13 protein-coding genes and 1 riboswitch are annotated in these 15,154 nt (G+C 74.1%); of the genes, 9 read left to right on the top strand and 4 right to left on the bottom strand.

All coding sequences use genetic code 11. From position 1 onward, the window contains the following. The first annotated feature begins 46 nt into the window (after positions 1-46). From purN to H505_RS0114740, 3 genes are all read left to right on the top strand, one after another. Entirely contained in the window at positions 47-715 is a 669-nt protein-coding gene (purN, locus tag H505_RS0114750; RefSeq protein WP_034517950.1) for a phosphoribosylglycinamide formyltransferase, read from the top strand. Further along, positions 712-2,277, top strand: coding sequence for a bifunctional phosphoribosylaminoimidazolecarboxamide formyltransferase/IMP cyclohydrolase (gene purH / locus H505_RS0114745; protein WP_026402624.1), 1,566 nt, complete (start codon positions 712-714; stop codon positions 2,275-2,277). Before purN ends, purH begins: the two co-directional genes overlap by 4 nt. Positions 2,278-2,367: 90 nt before the next feature. Continuing rightward, on the top strand, positions 2,368-2,547 hold the full coding sequence (locus H505_RS0114740) for a hypothetical protein (protein ID WP_026402623.1): 180 nt from the start codon (positions 2,368-2,370) through the stop codon (positions 2,545-2,547). 35 nt (positions 2,548-2,582) lie between these two features. Here H505_RS0114740 and H505_RS0114735 read toward each other — a convergent pair whose 3' ends face one another. Continuing rightward, on the bottom strand, positions 2,583-3,173 hold the full coding sequence (locus H505_RS0114735; protein WP_026402622.1) for a GNAT family N-acetyltransferase: 591 nt from the start codon (positions 3,171-3,173) through the stop codon (positions 2,583-2,585). 79 nt (positions 3,174-3,252) lie between these two features. Continuing rightward, positions 3,253-3,338: riboswitch (ZMP/ZTP riboswitch) on the top strand. Positions 3,339-3,368: 30 nt separating this feature from the next. On the opposite strand from H505_RS0114735, the gene H505_RS0114730 reads away from it, so the two are divergent. Beyond that, the gene (locus tag H505_RS0114730; protein ID WP_026402621.1) at positions 3,369-4,217 is read left to right on the top strand and encodes a bifunctional methylenetetrahydrofolate dehydrogenase/methenyltetrahydrofolate cyclohydrolase; all 849 of its coding nucleotides are present in this window, start codon (positions 3,369-3,371) and stop codon (positions 4,215-4,217) included. 55 nt (positions 4,218-4,272) lie between these two features. Here H505_RS0114730 and H505_RS0114725 read toward each other — a convergent pair whose 3' ends face one another. Then, the gene (locus H505_RS0114725) at positions 4,273-4,974 is read right to left on the bottom strand and encodes an FHA domain-containing protein (RefSeq protein ID WP_245592521.1); all 702 of its coding nucleotides are present in this window, start codon (positions 4,972-4,974) and stop codon (positions 4,273-4,275) included. Positions 4,975-5,140: 166 nt separating this feature from the next. Between H505_RS0114725 and H505_RS41865 the strand changes: the two genes are divergently transcribed. The 5 genes from H505_RS41865 (at position 5,141) to H505_RS51030 (ending at position 12,772) form a co-directional block, all read left to right on the top strand. Beyond that, the gene (locus tag H505_RS41865) at positions 5,141-5,569 is read left to right on the top strand and encodes a DUF3017 domain-containing protein (protein ID WP_084550270.1); all 429 of its coding nucleotides are present in this window, start codon (positions 5,141-5,143) and stop codon (positions 5,567-5,569) included. 120 nt (positions 5,570-5,689) lie between these two features. After that, the gene (locus H505_RS0114715) at positions 5,690-6,907 is read left to right on the top strand and encodes an NADP-dependent isocitrate dehydrogenase (RefSeq protein ID WP_026402619.1); all 1,218 of its coding nucleotides are present in this window, start codon (positions 5,690-5,692) and stop codon (positions 6,905-6,907) included. A 255-nt stretch (positions 6,908-7,162) separates the two neighbouring features. Then, positions 7,163-8,152, top strand: coding sequence for a malate dehydrogenase (locus H505_RS0114710; RefSeq protein WP_026402618.1), 990 nt, complete (start codon positions 7,163-7,165; stop codon positions 8,150-8,152). Between the two features lie 136 nt (positions 8,153-8,288). Next, on the top strand, positions 8,289-10,055 hold the full coding sequence (locus H505_RS0114705; RefSeq protein WP_026402617.1) for an HSP90 family protein: 1,767 nt from the start codon (positions 8,289-8,291) through the stop codon (positions 10,053-10,055). Further along, positions 10,052-12,772, top strand: a complete 2,721-nt coding sequence (locus H505_RS51030) for a tetratricopeptide repeat protein (protein ID WP_051300682.1) — start codon at positions 10,052-10,054, stop codon at positions 12,770-12,772. The genes H505_RS0114705 and H505_RS51030 overlap by 4 nt, the downstream gene beginning before the upstream one ends. 75 nt (positions 12,773-12,847) lie before the next feature. Here the strand turns inward: H505_RS51030 and galK are convergent, their stop codons facing one another. After that, positions 12,848-14,017: a galactokinase gene (gene galK / locus H505_RS0114695; RefSeq protein WP_026402616.1), complete on the bottom strand. Its 1,170-nt coding sequence runs from the start codon at positions 14,015-14,017 to the stop codon at positions 12,848-12,850. Next, the gene (gene galE, locus H505_RS0114690; RefSeq protein ID WP_026402615.1) at positions 14,014-14,967 is read right to left on the bottom strand and encodes a UDP-glucose 4-epimerase GalE; all 954 of its coding nucleotides are present in this window, start codon (positions 14,965-14,967) and stop codon (positions 14,014-14,016) included. Before galE ends, galK begins: the two co-directional genes overlap by 4 nt. Between the last annotated feature and the right edge of the window lie 187 nt (positions 14,968-15,154).

The raw sequence follows: 15,154 nt of genomic DNA, 5'->3' as shown, positions 1-15,154 counted from the left end.
AGGCTTCGTGGTGGCCGAAACAACCCCACCGTCCACCCAGGGAGTCATGGTGTCCGCCCGGCTCGTCGTCCTCGTCTCCGGTGCGGGGACCAACCTACAAGCGCTGCTCGACGCGTGCGCGGATCCAGCCTACGGGGCGCAGGTGGTGGCCGTGGGCGCGGACCGCCCCGGGACGGGCGGCGTGGAACGCGCGGAACGGGCCGGGCTGCCGACCTTCGTCCGCCGCGTCGCCGACTTCCCGACCCGGGTGGAGTGGGACGCCTCGCTCACCGAGGCGATCGCCGGGCACGAGCCCGACCTGGTGGTGTCCGCCGGGTTCATGAAGATCCTCGGGCCCCGGTTCCTGGCGGCGTTCGGCGGGCGCACCGTGAACACGCACCCCGCGCTGCTGCCGTCCTTCCCCGGCGCCCACGCCGTTCGGGACGCCCTGGCGTACGGGGTCAAGGTGACGGGCTGTACCGTGCACTTCGTCGACGAAGGCGTGGACACCGGACCCGTCATCGCCCAGGAGGCCGTGCAGGTGGGCTGGCATGACGACGAAGACTCCCTGCACGAGCGCATCAAGCAGGTCGAGCGCAGGCTGATCGTCGACGTCGTCGGACGCCTCGCCCGCGACGGCTGGACCGCGAAGGGCAGGCGGGTCTCCATGAAATGCACCACATGCAGGGACGCGTCCGACAGTCCGTCCATGAACGAGGGGAGCTCGGCCGAGTGAGTCGGGTGGCGATCAAGCGCGCGCTGATCAGCGTGTACGACAAGACCGGGCTGGAAGACCTCGCCCGGGGCCTGCACGAAGCCGGGGTGGAGCTGGTCTCCACCGGCTCCACGGCGGGGCGCATCGCCTCCGCCGGCGTGCCGGTCATGAAAGTGGAGAAGCTCACGGGCTTCCCCGAGTGCCTGGACGGGCGGGTCAAGACGCTGCACCCGAGGGTGCACGCCGGCCTGCTCGCCGACCGGCGCAAGGACGACCACCTGCAGCAGCTCGACGACCTCGGCGTCGAGCCGTTCGACCTGGTGATCGCGAACCTGTACCCGTTCGCCGACACGGTGAACTCGGGCGCGAAGCCCGACGAGTGCGTCGAGCAGATCGACATCGGCGGCCCGACCATGGTGCGCGCCGCCGCGAAGAACCACGCGAGCGTCGCCGTCGTCGTCGACCCGTCCGGGTACGCCGACGTCCTGGCCGCCGTCGCCGCCGGCGGGTTCACCCTGGACGAGCGGCGCCGCCTCGCCGCCCGGGCGTTCGCGCACACCGCGTCGTACGACGTCGCCGTCGCGTCCTGGTTCGCCGGCGACTACGCGCCCGACGACACCGCCCGCGACACCGCGTGGCCCGACTTCCTCGGCGCCACCTGGGAGCGGTCGAACACCCTGCGGTACGGCGAGAACCCGCACCAGCGCGCCGCCCTGTACCGCGCGCCGGGCGAGACCGGCCTCGCGGGCGCCGAGCAGCTGTACGGCAAGGAGATGTCGTACAACAACTACGTCGACACCGACGCCGCGCGCCGGTCCGCGTACGACTTCGCCGAGCCCGCCGTCGCGATCATCAAGCACGCCAACCCGTGCGGCATCGCGGTCGGCGCCGACATCGCCGAGGCGCACCGCAAGGCGCACGCCTGCGACCCGCTGTCGGCGTACGGCGGCGTCATCGCGGCGAACCGCCCGGTGACCGCGGAGATGGCCCGGCAGGTCACCGAGAGCTTCGCCGAGGTCGTCGTGGCCCCCGGGTTCGACGACGAGGCCGTCGCGGTGCTCAAGGACCGCTTCAAGAACGTCCGCCTCCTCGTCTGCCCGGACGCCCCGAAGGGCGCGACCGAGTACCGCCGCATCGACGGCGGCCTGCTCCTGCAGGGCGTCGACGCCGTCGACGCCCCCGGCGACGACCCGTCCGGGTGGGAGCTGAAGACCGGCGAGGCCGCCGACGAGGCCACCCTGCGCGACCTGGCGTTCGCGTGGCGCGCGGTCCGCTCCGTCAAGTCGAACGCCATCCTGCTGGCCGCCGACGGCGCCACCGTCGGCGTCGGGATGGGCCAGGTCAACCGGGTCGACTCCGCCAAGCTCGCGGTGTCGCGCGCGGGCGAGGAGCGCGCGGCCGCCGCGGTCGGCGCGTCCGACGCGTTCTTCCCGTTCCCGGACGGCCTGGAGGTGCTGACGAGCGCGGGCGTCCGCGCGATCGTCCAGCCCGGCGGGTCCGTCAACGACGACAAGGTGGTCGAGGCGGCGGAGAAAGCCGGGATCGCCCTCTACTTCACGGGCGTCCGGCACTTCTTCCACTGACGGCACCGAACGGCCCGGCGGCCCCCGCCGCCGGGCCGTTTTACGTTCCGCCGCAGGTAGCCTCGTTGCCGGCCCCCCACGGAAGGCACCATGGACACCCTCACGATGCTCATGCTGAGCGCCGTCTCCCAGGCGAACGCCCTCCTGCTGGACGCCCGGCAGGTCATCGGGCTCGTCGCCGCGGCGCTCGCCGCGATGCTCGCCGCCCGCCTCGGCTGGCACGGCACCGACCGCGTCATCGCCCGCCGCTCCGAAGACGAGAACGCCTGACCGCACCGCCTGACCGCACCGCCTGACCGCAACGCCTAACCGCGCAGGCGCGCGCGCAGCGCCGGGCCCGCCACGGCCCAGTCGTCGTCGGTCATCCCGTACACGGCCGTGTCCCGGACCGACCCGTCCGCCCGCACCCGGTGCTTCCGGTGGACGCCCTCGAACGACGCGCCCAGCCGCTCGATCGCCGCCCGCGACCGCTCGTTCCGGGCGTGCGTGTGCCACCCCACCCGGATCGCCTTCAGCTCCTCGAACGCCCGCTCCAGCAGCAGCAGCTTCGACTCCGTGTTGATCCCCGTCCGCTGCCACCGCGCCCCGAGCCACGTGTACCCGATGCACAGGCCCCGGTCCTTCGGCGACACCTCGTAGTACGACGTCGTCCCCGCCACCTCGCCGGTCGCCGCGTCGATCTGCGCCCACGGCAGCCGCAGGCCCCGGTCGCGCCCGTCCAGCGCCCGCCGCACCAGCGCCCGCATGTCCGCCGCGTCGCGCGGCCGCAGCGCGCTCTGCCACCGCCAGACCTCCGGGTCGCCCGACGCCGCGAACAGCCCGTCCGCGTGCTCCATCGCCAGCGGCTCCAGCCGCACGTGGCGTCCGGTCAGAACGGGTACGTCGAACCACTCCATGCCTCGGACGCTAGGCGTCGCGCGCCCCCGCCGCGAGAGCCACTCGGCGGCGATTTCCGTGCCCCAATGGCCCGTTACCATGGGTGTTCGCGACTGGCGCGGGCAAGGTGGATCACCACCGGGGAGCGATCGACAGTCCGGACACCGCGCGCCTGGGTGGCCGAGATCAGCCGAGATCAGCGCGGAGGCACACGCATGACGGCACAGATTCTGGACGGCAAGGCGACCGCGGCGGAGATCCGCGCGGACCTCGCCGAGCGCGTCGCGGCGCTCGGCGAGCGGGGCGTGTCGGTGGGGCTCGGCACCGTCCTCGTCGGGGACGACCCCGGCAGCCACTCCTACGTCAACATGAAGCACCGCGACTGCGCCGAGGTCGGGATCGAGAGCATCCGCCGCGACCTGCCGGCCGACGCCTCCCAGGACGAGGTGGAGCGCGCCGTCGCCGAGCTCAACGCCGACCCGGCCTGCACCGGCTACATCGTCCAGCTCCCCCTGCCGAAGGGCCTCGACGACAAGCGCGTCCTCGAACGCATCGACCCCGCCAAGGACGCCGACGGCCTGCACCCCACGAACCTCGGCCGGCTCGTCCTCATGCAGGACGGCCCGCTGCCCTGCACCCCGAAGGGCATCATCGAGCTGCTGCGCCGCTTCGACGTCCCGCTCAAGGGCGCCGAGGTCACCGTCGTCGGCCGCGGCATCACCGTCGGCCGCTCCCTCGGCCTGCTGCTGACCCGCCGCACCGAGAACGCGACCGTCACCCTCTGCCACACCGGCACCCGCGACCTCGCCGCGCACACCCGCGCCGCCGACATCGTCGTCGCCGCCGCCGGCGTCCCCGGCCTGATCACCGCCGACATGGTGAAGCCCGGCGCCGCCGTCCTCGACGTCGGGGTCTCCCGCGTCGACGGGAAGCTCGCCGGCGACGTCGCCGCCGACGTCCGCGAGGTCGCCGGCTGGGTGGCGCCCAACCCCGGCGGCGTGGGCCCGATGACCCGCGCCATGCTCCTCGCGAACGTCGTCGAAGCCGCGGAACGCTCCCTCTGATCGGGAACACGGCCGCCCTCCGCGCTGCGCTGCCGGTGGAGGGCGGCCGTGAACGCTAGCTGGCGCGCCTCCCCGCCGCGCTGGGTGCCGGACGGGTGACGTGCGCGGTGCCGTGCGCCGGGCGGCGCGCCTCGGGCCGGACGCCCGGCGGGCGTCCGCCGTCCATCGGCGGGCGGCCCTGCGGGACGTGCACCGGCGGCAGCGGCCGGACGAGGCCCATCGCGATGACCTCGTTGGCGAGCCGGGTGCGGCGGTTGGGACCCTCGGGAATACGGAACTTCTGGTACAGGCGCAGCAGGTGCTGCTTGACGGCCGCCTCCGTCACCACGAGATCACCGGCGATGTCGCGGGCGGTGGCGGGCGCGACGAACGCCTCGTCCGACAGGGCGGGCCGGCACAGCGAGGTCAGCACATCGACCTCGCGCCGGGTGAGCTCGGGCGCGACCGCCCGCCGCAGTTCGACGTCCGGGTCGACCTCCTCCCGGGGGATGCCCCCCATCCGGCACCGCGCGGTGCCGAAGGTGACGACGTCGCCGTCCTCCAGGACGCGGCGTGCGATCGGCCGGCCGTTGACCCGCGTCCCGTTGCGGGACAGGCCCATGTCGACCACGTAGACGTACGGGCCGCGCCGAACGATCTCTGCGTGCAAACGGGACACACTCGGGTCGTCGAGGCGGACGTCGACTCCGCGCCCTCGCCCGACCGTCGTGACGTCGGGGCGCAGCGGCATGACCACACCGCTGTCCTCGATCCGCATGAACGGCCCCTCCACGGCAGTCCTCCCAGCTAGTTAGCGACCCCTGTCGTCCGGGTTACCCGGGCGCCCTGCCGTCACACCCTCCTACTGGCGAGTAGGGTCGATGCCGCAGGGGTTTCGGGCCACTTCGGCGCCCCCGTGACCGGAATGGGACTACGGTGTGGACATGACCACTCAGGTGCACCGGCGCAGGCGGAAGGCGCCGCGCGGGAGGTCCGCCGCACCGCACTGGCTCGGCCGACTGCCCTACCTGATGGTGCTCCTCGGCGTCGCCGCCGGCCTGACGCTGGCGTCCTTCGACTACTTCCGCAAGGGCTCGGGCGTCATCGCCGGCGCCCTGCTCCTCGGCGCCCTCGCCCGCCTCCTGCTGCCCGAGTCGCAGCTCGGCATGCTCGCCGTCCGCAGCCGCGCCGTCGACTGCTGGACGCTCGTCCTGCTCGGCGAGACGGTCGCGTTCGTCTCCCTCAGCGTCCCGCCGATGCACAAGACCGGCCTCGTCCTCGCCGGCGCCTTCGGCGTCCTGATCGCGCTCGCCATGGCCGGCCGCGGCCTCCTGCTCCTGCTGAACCGGCGCCGCGCCCGGTCGCCCGGATAGCCCCTGCCCTGCGGGTCCGCGCCGGGGGCGAGGTCTAGACCTCCGAACCCGCTCGGATAGCCTTGCCAGTTGAGCCTTACAAGGACTGCTGGCCAGGTGTAGGAAAGGGACAGCAACAGCATGCCCAAGATCAAAGTAGCGGGCCCGGTCGTCGAACTCGACGGCGACGAAATGACGCGGATCATCTGGAAATTCATCAAGGACCAGCTGATCCTGCCGTACCTCGACGTGGACCTGAAGTACTACGACCTGGGGATGGAGCATCGGGACGCGACCGATGACCAGGTCACCGTCGACGCCGCCCGCGCCATCCAGGAGCACGGCGTCGGCGTCAAGTGCGCCACCATCACCCCCGACGAGGCCCGCGTCGAGGAGTTCGGCCTGAAGAAGATGTGGCGGTCCCCGAACGGGACGATCCGCAACATCCTCGGCGGCGTCGTCTTCCGCGAGCCCATCATCTGCTCGAACATCCCCCGGCTCGTCCCCGGCTGGACCAAGCCGATCATCATCGGCCGGCACGCCCACGGCGACCAGTACAAGGCGTCGGACTTCGTCGTCCCGGGCCCGGGCAAGGTGACGATCACCTACACGCCGCAGGACGACGGCGAGCCCATCGAGATGGAGATCGCGGACTTCAGCGGCGGCGGCGTCGCGATGGGCATGTACAACTTCGACGCGTCGATCCGCGACTTCGCGCGCGCGACGATGCGGTACGCGCTCGAGCGCAACATGCCGCTGTACATGTCCACGAAGAACACGATCCTGAAGGCGTACGACGGCCGCTTCAAGGACATCTTCCAGGAGATCTACGAGGCCGAGTTCAAGAGCGAGTTCGAGGCCAAGAAGCTCACCTACGAGCACCGGCTCATCGACGACATGGTCGCGGCGGCGCTGAAGTGGGACGGCGGCTTCGTCTGGGCCGCCAAGAACTACGACGGCGACGTCCAGTCCGACACCCTCGCGCAGGGCTTCGGCTCCCTCGGCCTCATGACCTCGGTCCTCATGACCCCCGACGGCAAGACCGTCGAGGCCGAGGCCGCGCACGGCACGGTGACCCGCCACTACCGCCAGCACCAGCAGGGCAAGGCGACCTCCACCAACCCGATCGCGTCCATCTTCGCCTGGACCCGCGGCCTCGAGCACCGCGGCAAGCTCGACAACCAGCCCGAGGTTTCCGACTTCGCGCGCAAGGTCGAGGAAGTCTGCATCGAGACCGTCGAGGGCGGCCAGATGACCAAGGACCTCGCTCTGCTCGTCGGGGCCGACACCCCCTACCTGACGACGCAGGAGTTCCTCGAGGCTCTCGACACCAACCTGCAGAAGAAGATCAACGGCTGATCCGGCCGTCCGCTGTGGGCCGTCCCGGGGATCCCGGGGCGGCCTTCCGCTTTCCGGGCGGGACGAGCGGTGCCGGGGGGCGCACCTGCCCGCCGTCCGTCCGGGCGCGCGGTATAGCCTGCTGGTGAACTATCTCGACGGCGAGAGATTCCGCGCGGCGGCGCGCCTCTTGGGCGGTCGGGTTCGCACGGATGGGCCGCCTGAGTCTTCTAGGTCGCAGCAGCCCCGTCAGGTCACAGCAGGAGAGAAGAGGCAATGACTCGCACCCCAGTCACCGTCACCGTCACCGGCGCCGCGGGCCAGATCGGTTACGCGCTGCTGTTCCGTATCGCGTCCGGGCACCTGCTGGGTGCGGACGTACCCGTCAAGCTGCGGCTGCTGGAGATCCCGCAGGCGGTGAAGGCCGCCGAGGGCACCGCGATGGAACTGGACGACTGCGCCTTCCCGCTGCTGCAGGGCATCGACATCTTCGACGACGCCGCGCAGGCGTTCCAGGGGACGAACGTGGCGCTGCTGGTGGGCGCGCGGCCGCGCACGAAGGGCATGGAGCGCGGTGACCTGCTGGAGGCCAACGGCGGGATCTTCAAGCCGCAGGGCGAGGCGATCAACGCCGGCGCGGCGGACGACGTGAAGGTGCTGGTGGTCGGCAACCCGGCGAACACGAACGCGCTGATCGCGCAGCAGCACGCCCCGGACGTCCCGGCCGAGCGGTTCACGGCGATGACCCGCCTGGACCACAACCGGGCGCTGGCGCAGCTGTCGAAGAAGGCGGGCGTGTCCGTCGCCGACATCAAGAAGATGACGATCTGGGGCAACCACTCGGCGACCCAGTACCCGGACCTGTTCCGCGCGGAGATCGGCGGGAAGAGCGCCGCCGCGGTGGTGGACGACCAGAAGTGGCTGGAGGACGACTTCATCCCGACGGTCGCCAAGCGCGGTGCGGCGATCATCGAGGCGCGGGGGGCGTCCTCGGCGGCGTCGGCGGCGTCGGCGGCGATCGACCACGTGCACACGTGGGTGAACGGGACGGCCGAGGGCGACTGGACGTCGATGGCCGTGGTGTCGGACGGCTCGTACGGGGTGCCCGAGGGGCTGATCTCGTCGTTCCCGGTCACCGCGAAGGACGGGAAGTGGGAGATCGTCCAGGGGCTGGAGATCGACGAGTTCTCGCGCGGGAAGATCGACGCGTCGGTGAACGAGCTGGCGGAGGAGCGGGACGCGGTCCGCAAGCTGGGCCTGATCTGATCTCGTAGCACGCGTGGGGCGGGCCCCGGACCGGCCGGACGGTCCGGGGCCCGTTCGCGTCTTAAACGATCACGAAACGTCGCAAAGCCTCGCTATGGTGTCCTCCGCTCGTCAGGGGAGATCGGGGAGGTTCCGGGTGGCGGATCAGGCGTTCCAGGTGGATCTGCGCGGCGTGGTGGATCTGCTGAGCCGCCATCTGTACGCGAGTCCGCGGGTGTATCTGCGGGAGCTGCTGCAGAACGCGGTGGACGCGATCACGGCGCGCGGCGACGGCGGCGGCCGGGTGCGGGTGGAGACGGGCGGCGGGGCGCTGCGGGTGCACGACGACGGCGTCGGGCTGACGGCGGACGAGGTGCACACGCTGCTGGCCACCATCGGACGGTCGTCGAAGCGGGACGAGCTGGGGTTCGCGCGGCACGACTTCCTGGGGCAGTTCGGGATCGGGCTGCTGTCGGCGTTCCTCGTCGCGGACGAGATCGAGGTGGTGACGCGGTCGGCGCGCGGCGGCGGGGCGGTCCGGTGGACGGGCCGGTCGGAGGGCAGCTACCGGGTGGAGCCGGGCGAGCGGGACGAGCCGGGCACGACCGTGACGTTGCGGGCGCGTCCGGGGTCGGCGGAGCTGCTGAGCCCGCCGGTGGTGGCGGAGCTGGCGCGGACGTACGGGTCGCTGCTGCCGGTGGAGCTGACGGTGGACGGCGTCGCGGTGACGGGGGAGCCGCCGTGGCGGGCGGCGCACCCGGATCCGGCGGCGCGGCGCCGGGCGCTGGAGGGGTACTGCGAGGAGCTGTACGGGTTCACGCCGTTCGACGTGGTGGACCTGAGCGCGGCGGAGGCGGGCCTGACGGGGGTGGCGTTCGTGCTGCCGCAGCCGGTGGCGCCGACGGCGCGGTCGGCGCACCGCGTCTACCTGAAGCGGATGCTGCTGGCGGAGGGCGTGGAGGGGCTGCTGCCGGAGTGGGCGTTCTTCGCGCGCTGCGTGGTGGACGCGGGGGAGCTGCGGCCGACGGCGAGCCGCGAGGCGCTGTACGAGGACGAGCTGCTCGACGCGACGCGGCACGCGCTGGGGGAGTCGCTGCGGCAGTGGCTGGTGACGCTGTCGGAGACGGACCCGCCGCGGCTGCGGGGCTTCCTGCGGCTGCACCACCTCGGTGTGAAGGCGATGGCGCTGCACGACGACGACATGCTGCGGATCGTCGACCGGTGGCTGGAGTACGAGACGTCGGCGGGGCCGATGACGCTGGCGGAGTTCCGGCGGCGGCATCCGGACGGCCGGTTCACGACGAGCGTGGACGAGTTCCGGCGGCTGTCGGCGGTCGCGGGCGCGCAGGGCGTGGGGCTCGTGAACGCGGGCTACGTGCACGACGCGGAGATCATCGAGCGGCTCCCGGCGATCGATCCGGACATCGCGCCGGCGCGGCTGGACGCGGCGGAGCTGGCGACGACGTTCGGGGTGCTGGATCCGGCGGCGGAGCTGGCGCTGCGGCCGTTCCTGGCGGCGGCGCAGCGGGCGGTGGAGAAGCTGGGCTGCGAGGTGGTGGTCCGCGACTTCGATCCGGCGTCGCTGCCCGCGCTGTTCCTGTCGTCCCGCGACGCGCGGTTCCGGGAGGAGCTGGCGCGGGCGCAGGAGGAGGCGGGGGAGCTGTGGGCGGACGTCCTCGGCGCGGTGGGCGCGTCGGCGGGGATCGACCGGCCGCAGCTCGTGCTGAACCACCGGAACCCGCTGACCCGGCGCATCACGGCGCTCGGTGACGGCGGCCCGGTCGACGTCGCCGTCCAGGCGCTGTACGGGCAGGCGCTGCTGCTCGGGCACCATCCGCTGCGGCCGATCGACACGGCCGCGCTGAACCGTTCGTTCATCGGCCTGCTGGAGTGGGCCGTCCACACCCCGGAGGGGGACCAGTGAGCGTTGAGGACGTCTACGAGCTGATGCGGCGGGCGGACGAGCTGCCCTACGGGGAGGCGAAGACCGTCCTGGTGGAGGACGCGCTGCGCCGCGCGGACGCCGCGGGCGACGAGGAGCTGGCGTTCCGGGTGCGGATCGCGCTGACGAACGCGTACCACTACGGCGCGGAGCCGATGAAGGCGTTCGCGACGTTCAGCCGGACCCTCGCCGACCACGACCGCGATCCGGGGCGGTTCGGGGAGACGCATTCGCTGCTGTGGCAGATGAAGGCGGTGGTGAACGCGCTGACGAAGTTCCCCGAGATCCCCTTGGACCGGACGTACGCGGTGCTGGACGACATGGAGCGCCGGTACCGCGCGGGCGGGCACAGCCTGCAGGCGGTGTACCACTACCGGTGCGCGGTGGCGCGGCACGTCGGGGACGCGGCGGCGCCGGACTGGTTCGCGAAGTGGCGGGCGGCGGAGCGCGACGAGCTGTCGGACTGCGCGGGCTGCGACCCGACCGGGATGATGTACCAGCTGATCGACGCGGGCCGGTACGAGGAGGCGCTGGAGGTCGCGGCGCCGGTGCTGGGCGCGGAGCTGACGTGCTCGGAGCAGCCGCAGGGCGTCCAGACGGCGCTCATGCAGGTGTACCTGCGGACGGGGCGGTACGCGGAGGCGGCGGACATGCACCGCCGCGCGTACCGGGTGAACCGGACGCAGCTCGCGGATCTGGCGGACATCGCGGAGCATCTGGAGTTCTGCGGGCTGACCGGGAACGGGGCGCGCGGGCTGGAGATCCTGGAGCGGCACCTGGGGTGGCTGGACCGGGCGCCGCACCCGTACGCGGCGATGCGGTTCGCGGCGGCGGGCGCGCTGGTGCTGGGGCGTGCGGCGGCGGCGGGGCACGGGGCGGCGACGCTGCGGCGGCCCGCGGCGGGCGAGCGCCCGGCGGCGGACGTCCCGGTGGAGGCGCTGCGGGCGGAGCTGGCGGAGTCCGCGACGGGGCTGGCGGCCCGGTTCGACGCGCGCAACGGCACGCCCCGGCAGGGTGAGCGGGTGCGGGCGATCATCGAGGCGGAGCCGGTCGCGGAGTACGTCCCGCTGGCCGCGCACCACCGCCGTCCGGCCGCCGCGCCCGACCCGGCTCCGGCCGGGCCGGCCGACGACGCCGCGGACGTCGCGGCGATCGACGATCTCGACGAGCTGCTCGACATCACCGACCGCCGCCGCAGCGGCCGCGACCTGGAGCGGACGTTCGCGGCGTGGCGGCGGTTCGACACCGTGGCGGAGAAGATCGAGCCGACGCCGCTGCAGGCGGCCCGGAGGCTGGACGGGCGCGGCGTGGAGCTGGCGGTCGAGGAGGATGCGCCGGGCGCGATCGCGGCCTGGGAGGAGGCGGCCCGCCGGTTCGCGGAGCTGGGCGAGGAGGACCGGCGGCACCGGACGCTGAGCCGGCTGGGGGAGATGCGCGTCGACAGCGGCGACCCGGACGGCATGGCGGACCTGACGGCCGCCGTCGACCACTTCACCGCGCACCCGGCCGAGGACGGGTACCTGGTGTCGGCGCTGCTGCGGCTCGCGGGCGGCCACCTCGAACTGGACCGGCCCGCGGACGCGCTCGCCGTGCTCGACCGGATCGTCCCCGAGGACGACCCGTTCCGCGCCCCGGACGCCGACTTCGTGCGGGCCCGCGCGCTGGTGCTGACCGGCGAGGTCGCGGAGGGCACGGCGGTGCTGCGGCGCAGCCTGGACGCGGCCCGCGCGCAGGACGAGCCGCAGAAGGCCGCGGCGGCGGCGCTGATGCTGGCGCAGATCCTGGGGCGGATCGCCGAGGACCGGGACGCGGTCCCGCCGGAGGAGATCGTGGCGCTGCTCGACGAGGTCCTCGCGGTGCCGACCGTGCAGGGGCCGATGCGGGCGGCGGCGCACGGGGAGCGGGGCCGGGCGCTGCTGTCCGCCGACCGGCCCGCCGACGCGGTCGCCGACCTGGTGGAGGGCGTCGCGGCGTGGACCGCCGGGGGCGCGCACGAGGCGGCCGTCCACCTGCGGGTCGACCTCGCCGCCGCGTACATGGGCGCGGGCCGGCACCTGGAGGCGGCGGAGGTCGCGGAGGAGGCCCTGCCCGGGGTGGCGGGGGAGGACGGCGACCCGATCGCCGAGCGGCGCTGCCGGCTGATCATCGCGCACGCGCAGAAGGAGCTCGGGGAGCCGGGCGCGGCGGACGCGTTCGTCGCGATGGCGGGGCTCGCCGCGCAGGACGGGAACGAGGAGGCGCGGGGCCACTTCCTCGACGAGTCCGCCGAGGTGCTCACGAACCTGGACCGGGACGCGCTCGCCGCGGAGCGGTTCGCGGAGGCCGCCGAGGCGTACGGCCGGGCGGGCAACCCCTACGGCCGGGTGAACGCGCTGCGCCGCGCCGCGATGTGCCGGCTGTGGAGCGGCGACGCCGACGCGGCGGACGCCGGAATGGAGGACGCCCGCGCGGCGCTCGCCGACCTGCCCGCGGAGGACGGGCCGGCGCGGATCTGGCACACGGCGCTGATCGCGTTCGACGAGGCGCGCGTGCTCGCGCAGACCGGGCGGCTCCCGGCCGCCGCGGAGCGGGCGTCCGCCGCGGTGGACGGGTTCCGCTCCCTGGGCGAGGAGGACGCGGTGCGCAACGCCGAGGGCCTCCTCGCGCAGATCGGATCCGCGCTGGGCGAGCACCCCGACGACGGCTCCACCGGCGCCTGACCGCACCCGCCCCGCGCCCCGGGCGTCCGTCCGGACCCCGGGGCGCGGGGCCGGGGCTCCGCTCCGGTCGGCGGGTCAGGCGGTGCGGTGGGCGCCGTGCGAGGGGACGGCGTCGAGGAAGGCGGGGGCCGTCCAGCCGCGGGCGGCGTAGGCGGCGGTGATCGCGTCGCGGACGCGGTCGGCGCGGTCGGCCGCGGTGAGGACGATCACCGAGCCGCCGAAGCCGCCGCCGATCATCCGGCCGCCGCGGGCGCCCGCGCGCAGCGCCGCGTCCACGGCGGCGTCCGCCTGCGGCCACGACACCTCGAACTGGTCCCGCAGGGACAGGTGCGACGCGTTCAGCATCGAGCCCAGCTCGGCGACGGCCCCGGCGCGCAGCAGCCCGGCGGCGGCCTCCACCCGGTGGTTCTCGGTGACGACGTGCTGGACGCGGCGGCGCAGCACCGGGTCGGGCAGCGACCGGAGCGCGCCCGCGAGGTCCTTGACGTCGCGGAGCGCGGGGACGCCGAGCAGCGCCGCGGCCTCCTCGCACTCGGCGCGCCGCCGCCCGTAGTCGCCGCCGCCGATCGCGTGGCTCGCGCGGGTGTCGACGACCAGCAGCGTGAGGCCCGCGTCGCCCGGCGCGAACGGCACCGGCCCGGACAGGCCGCTGCGGCAGTCCAGCAGCAGCGCGTTCCCGGGCGTGCACAGCAGCGACGCCGCCTGGTCCATGATCCCGCAGGGCGCGCCGACCTGCTCGTTCTCGGCCCGCCGGCACAGCTCCGCCAGCGCGCGCCGGTCCGGGTCGGCGCCGTGCAGGCCGCACAGGGCGAGGGCGGTCGCGCACTCCAGCGCGGCGGACGACGACAGCCCGGCGCCCGCCGGCAGGTCGGCGTCGACCAGCAGCGACGCGCCGCCCGTCCCGAGGGCGCCGTGCAGCACCCGCGCGACACCGACCGGGTACGCCGCCCACGCCCGCTCCGGCGGCCAGCCCTCGGCCGCGACGGGCCCGCCCGCCACGGGCGCGGCCGCCGGCTCGGCGGACGCCCGCAGGGAGCGGGCCTCGACGATCCCGTCGTCGCGCCGCGCCGCCGCGACCGCGACGCCCTGCGCGAGGGCGAACGGCAGCACGAGGCCGTCGTTGTAGTCGGTGTGCTCTCCGATCAGGTTGACCCGGCCGGGCGCCCGCCAGACGCCGTCCGGCGCCCGCCCGTACGCGTTCTCGAACGCGGCCGCGAGCGGGGCGGCCGCCGGGGCGGCGGTCACCGGGACCGGATGAAGGTCCAGGCGTCGCCGACCATGGCGCGCAGGTCGTGCTCCGGCTTCCAGCCCAGCTCGCCCCGGATCCGGTCGGACGACGCGACGAGCACGGCCGGGTCGCCCGCGCGGCGCGGCGCGACCTCGGCGGGGATGTCGCGGCCGGTCACCTCGCGGCAGACGTCCACGACCTCCTTCACCGAGTAGCCCGTGCCGCTGCCCAGGTTGTAGATCTTGTGGGCGCCGGGCTCGCAGGCGTCGAGGGCCAGCAGGTGCGCCCGTCCGAGGTCCTCGACGTGGATGTAGTCGCGGATGCAGGTGCCGTCGGGCGTCGGGTAGTCGTCGCCGAACAGCTTCACCGGCGCGCCGTCCTCGCCCGCGGCCTTCAGCACGTTCGGGATCAGGTGGGTCTCGACGGTGTGCCGCTCCCCGAGCGTCCCGTAGGCCCCGGCGACGTTGAAGTACCGCAGGGACACGCCCCCCAGCCCGTGCAGCCGCGCGTACTCGGCGAGCGCCGTGTCGATCGCGAGCTTGGACGCCCCGTACGGGTTCGTCGGACGGGTCGGGTCGGTCTCCAGGATCGGCGTGGACTCGGGCTCCCCGTAGGTCGCGGCCGTCGACGAGAACACGATCCGCGGGACGCCCGCGACGCGCATCGCGTCCAGCAGGGCCAGGGACTCGCCGAGGTTCTTGTCCCAGTACAGGCCGGGGTTCTGCACCGACTCGCCGACCAGCGACTTCGCCGCGAAGTGCAGCACGGCGTCGAACCCGGCGCCGCCGAGCACGTCGGCGGCCGTGTCCCGCAGGGTGCCGCGCACCAGCCGGGCGCCCGCCGGGACGGCGTCCTCGTGCCCGGTGGACAGGTCGTCGAGCACGACGACCTCGTGCTGCGCCTCCAGCAGCAGGGCGGAGACGACGCTGCCGATGTAGCCGGCGCCTCCGGTGACGAGCAGCTTCACGAAACGGCCTCCTCGAGGTGACGGTGGGGGCGACGCTGCGGGGGTGCGGTCCAGGCTATCCGCAACCCGAAGCGGCCACCGTCCGCTCCCGGGAACGCCGAATATGATGGGCGGGACGCGCGGGGCGACGTCCCGCGGGCGGTCAGCGGCGCCGCCGGACGCGGCGCCTCCGCAGACACCTGAGAGA

It is taken from the genome of Actinomadura rifamycini DSM 43936 (genome assembly GCF_000425065.1).
Lineage (GTDB): Bacteria > Actinomycetota > Actinomycetes > Streptosporangiales > Streptosporangiaceae > Spirillospora > Spirillospora rifamycini.
Note: the sequence above shows the minus strand (reverse complement) of the source record. Positions and strands in the feature narration are given on the sequence as shown.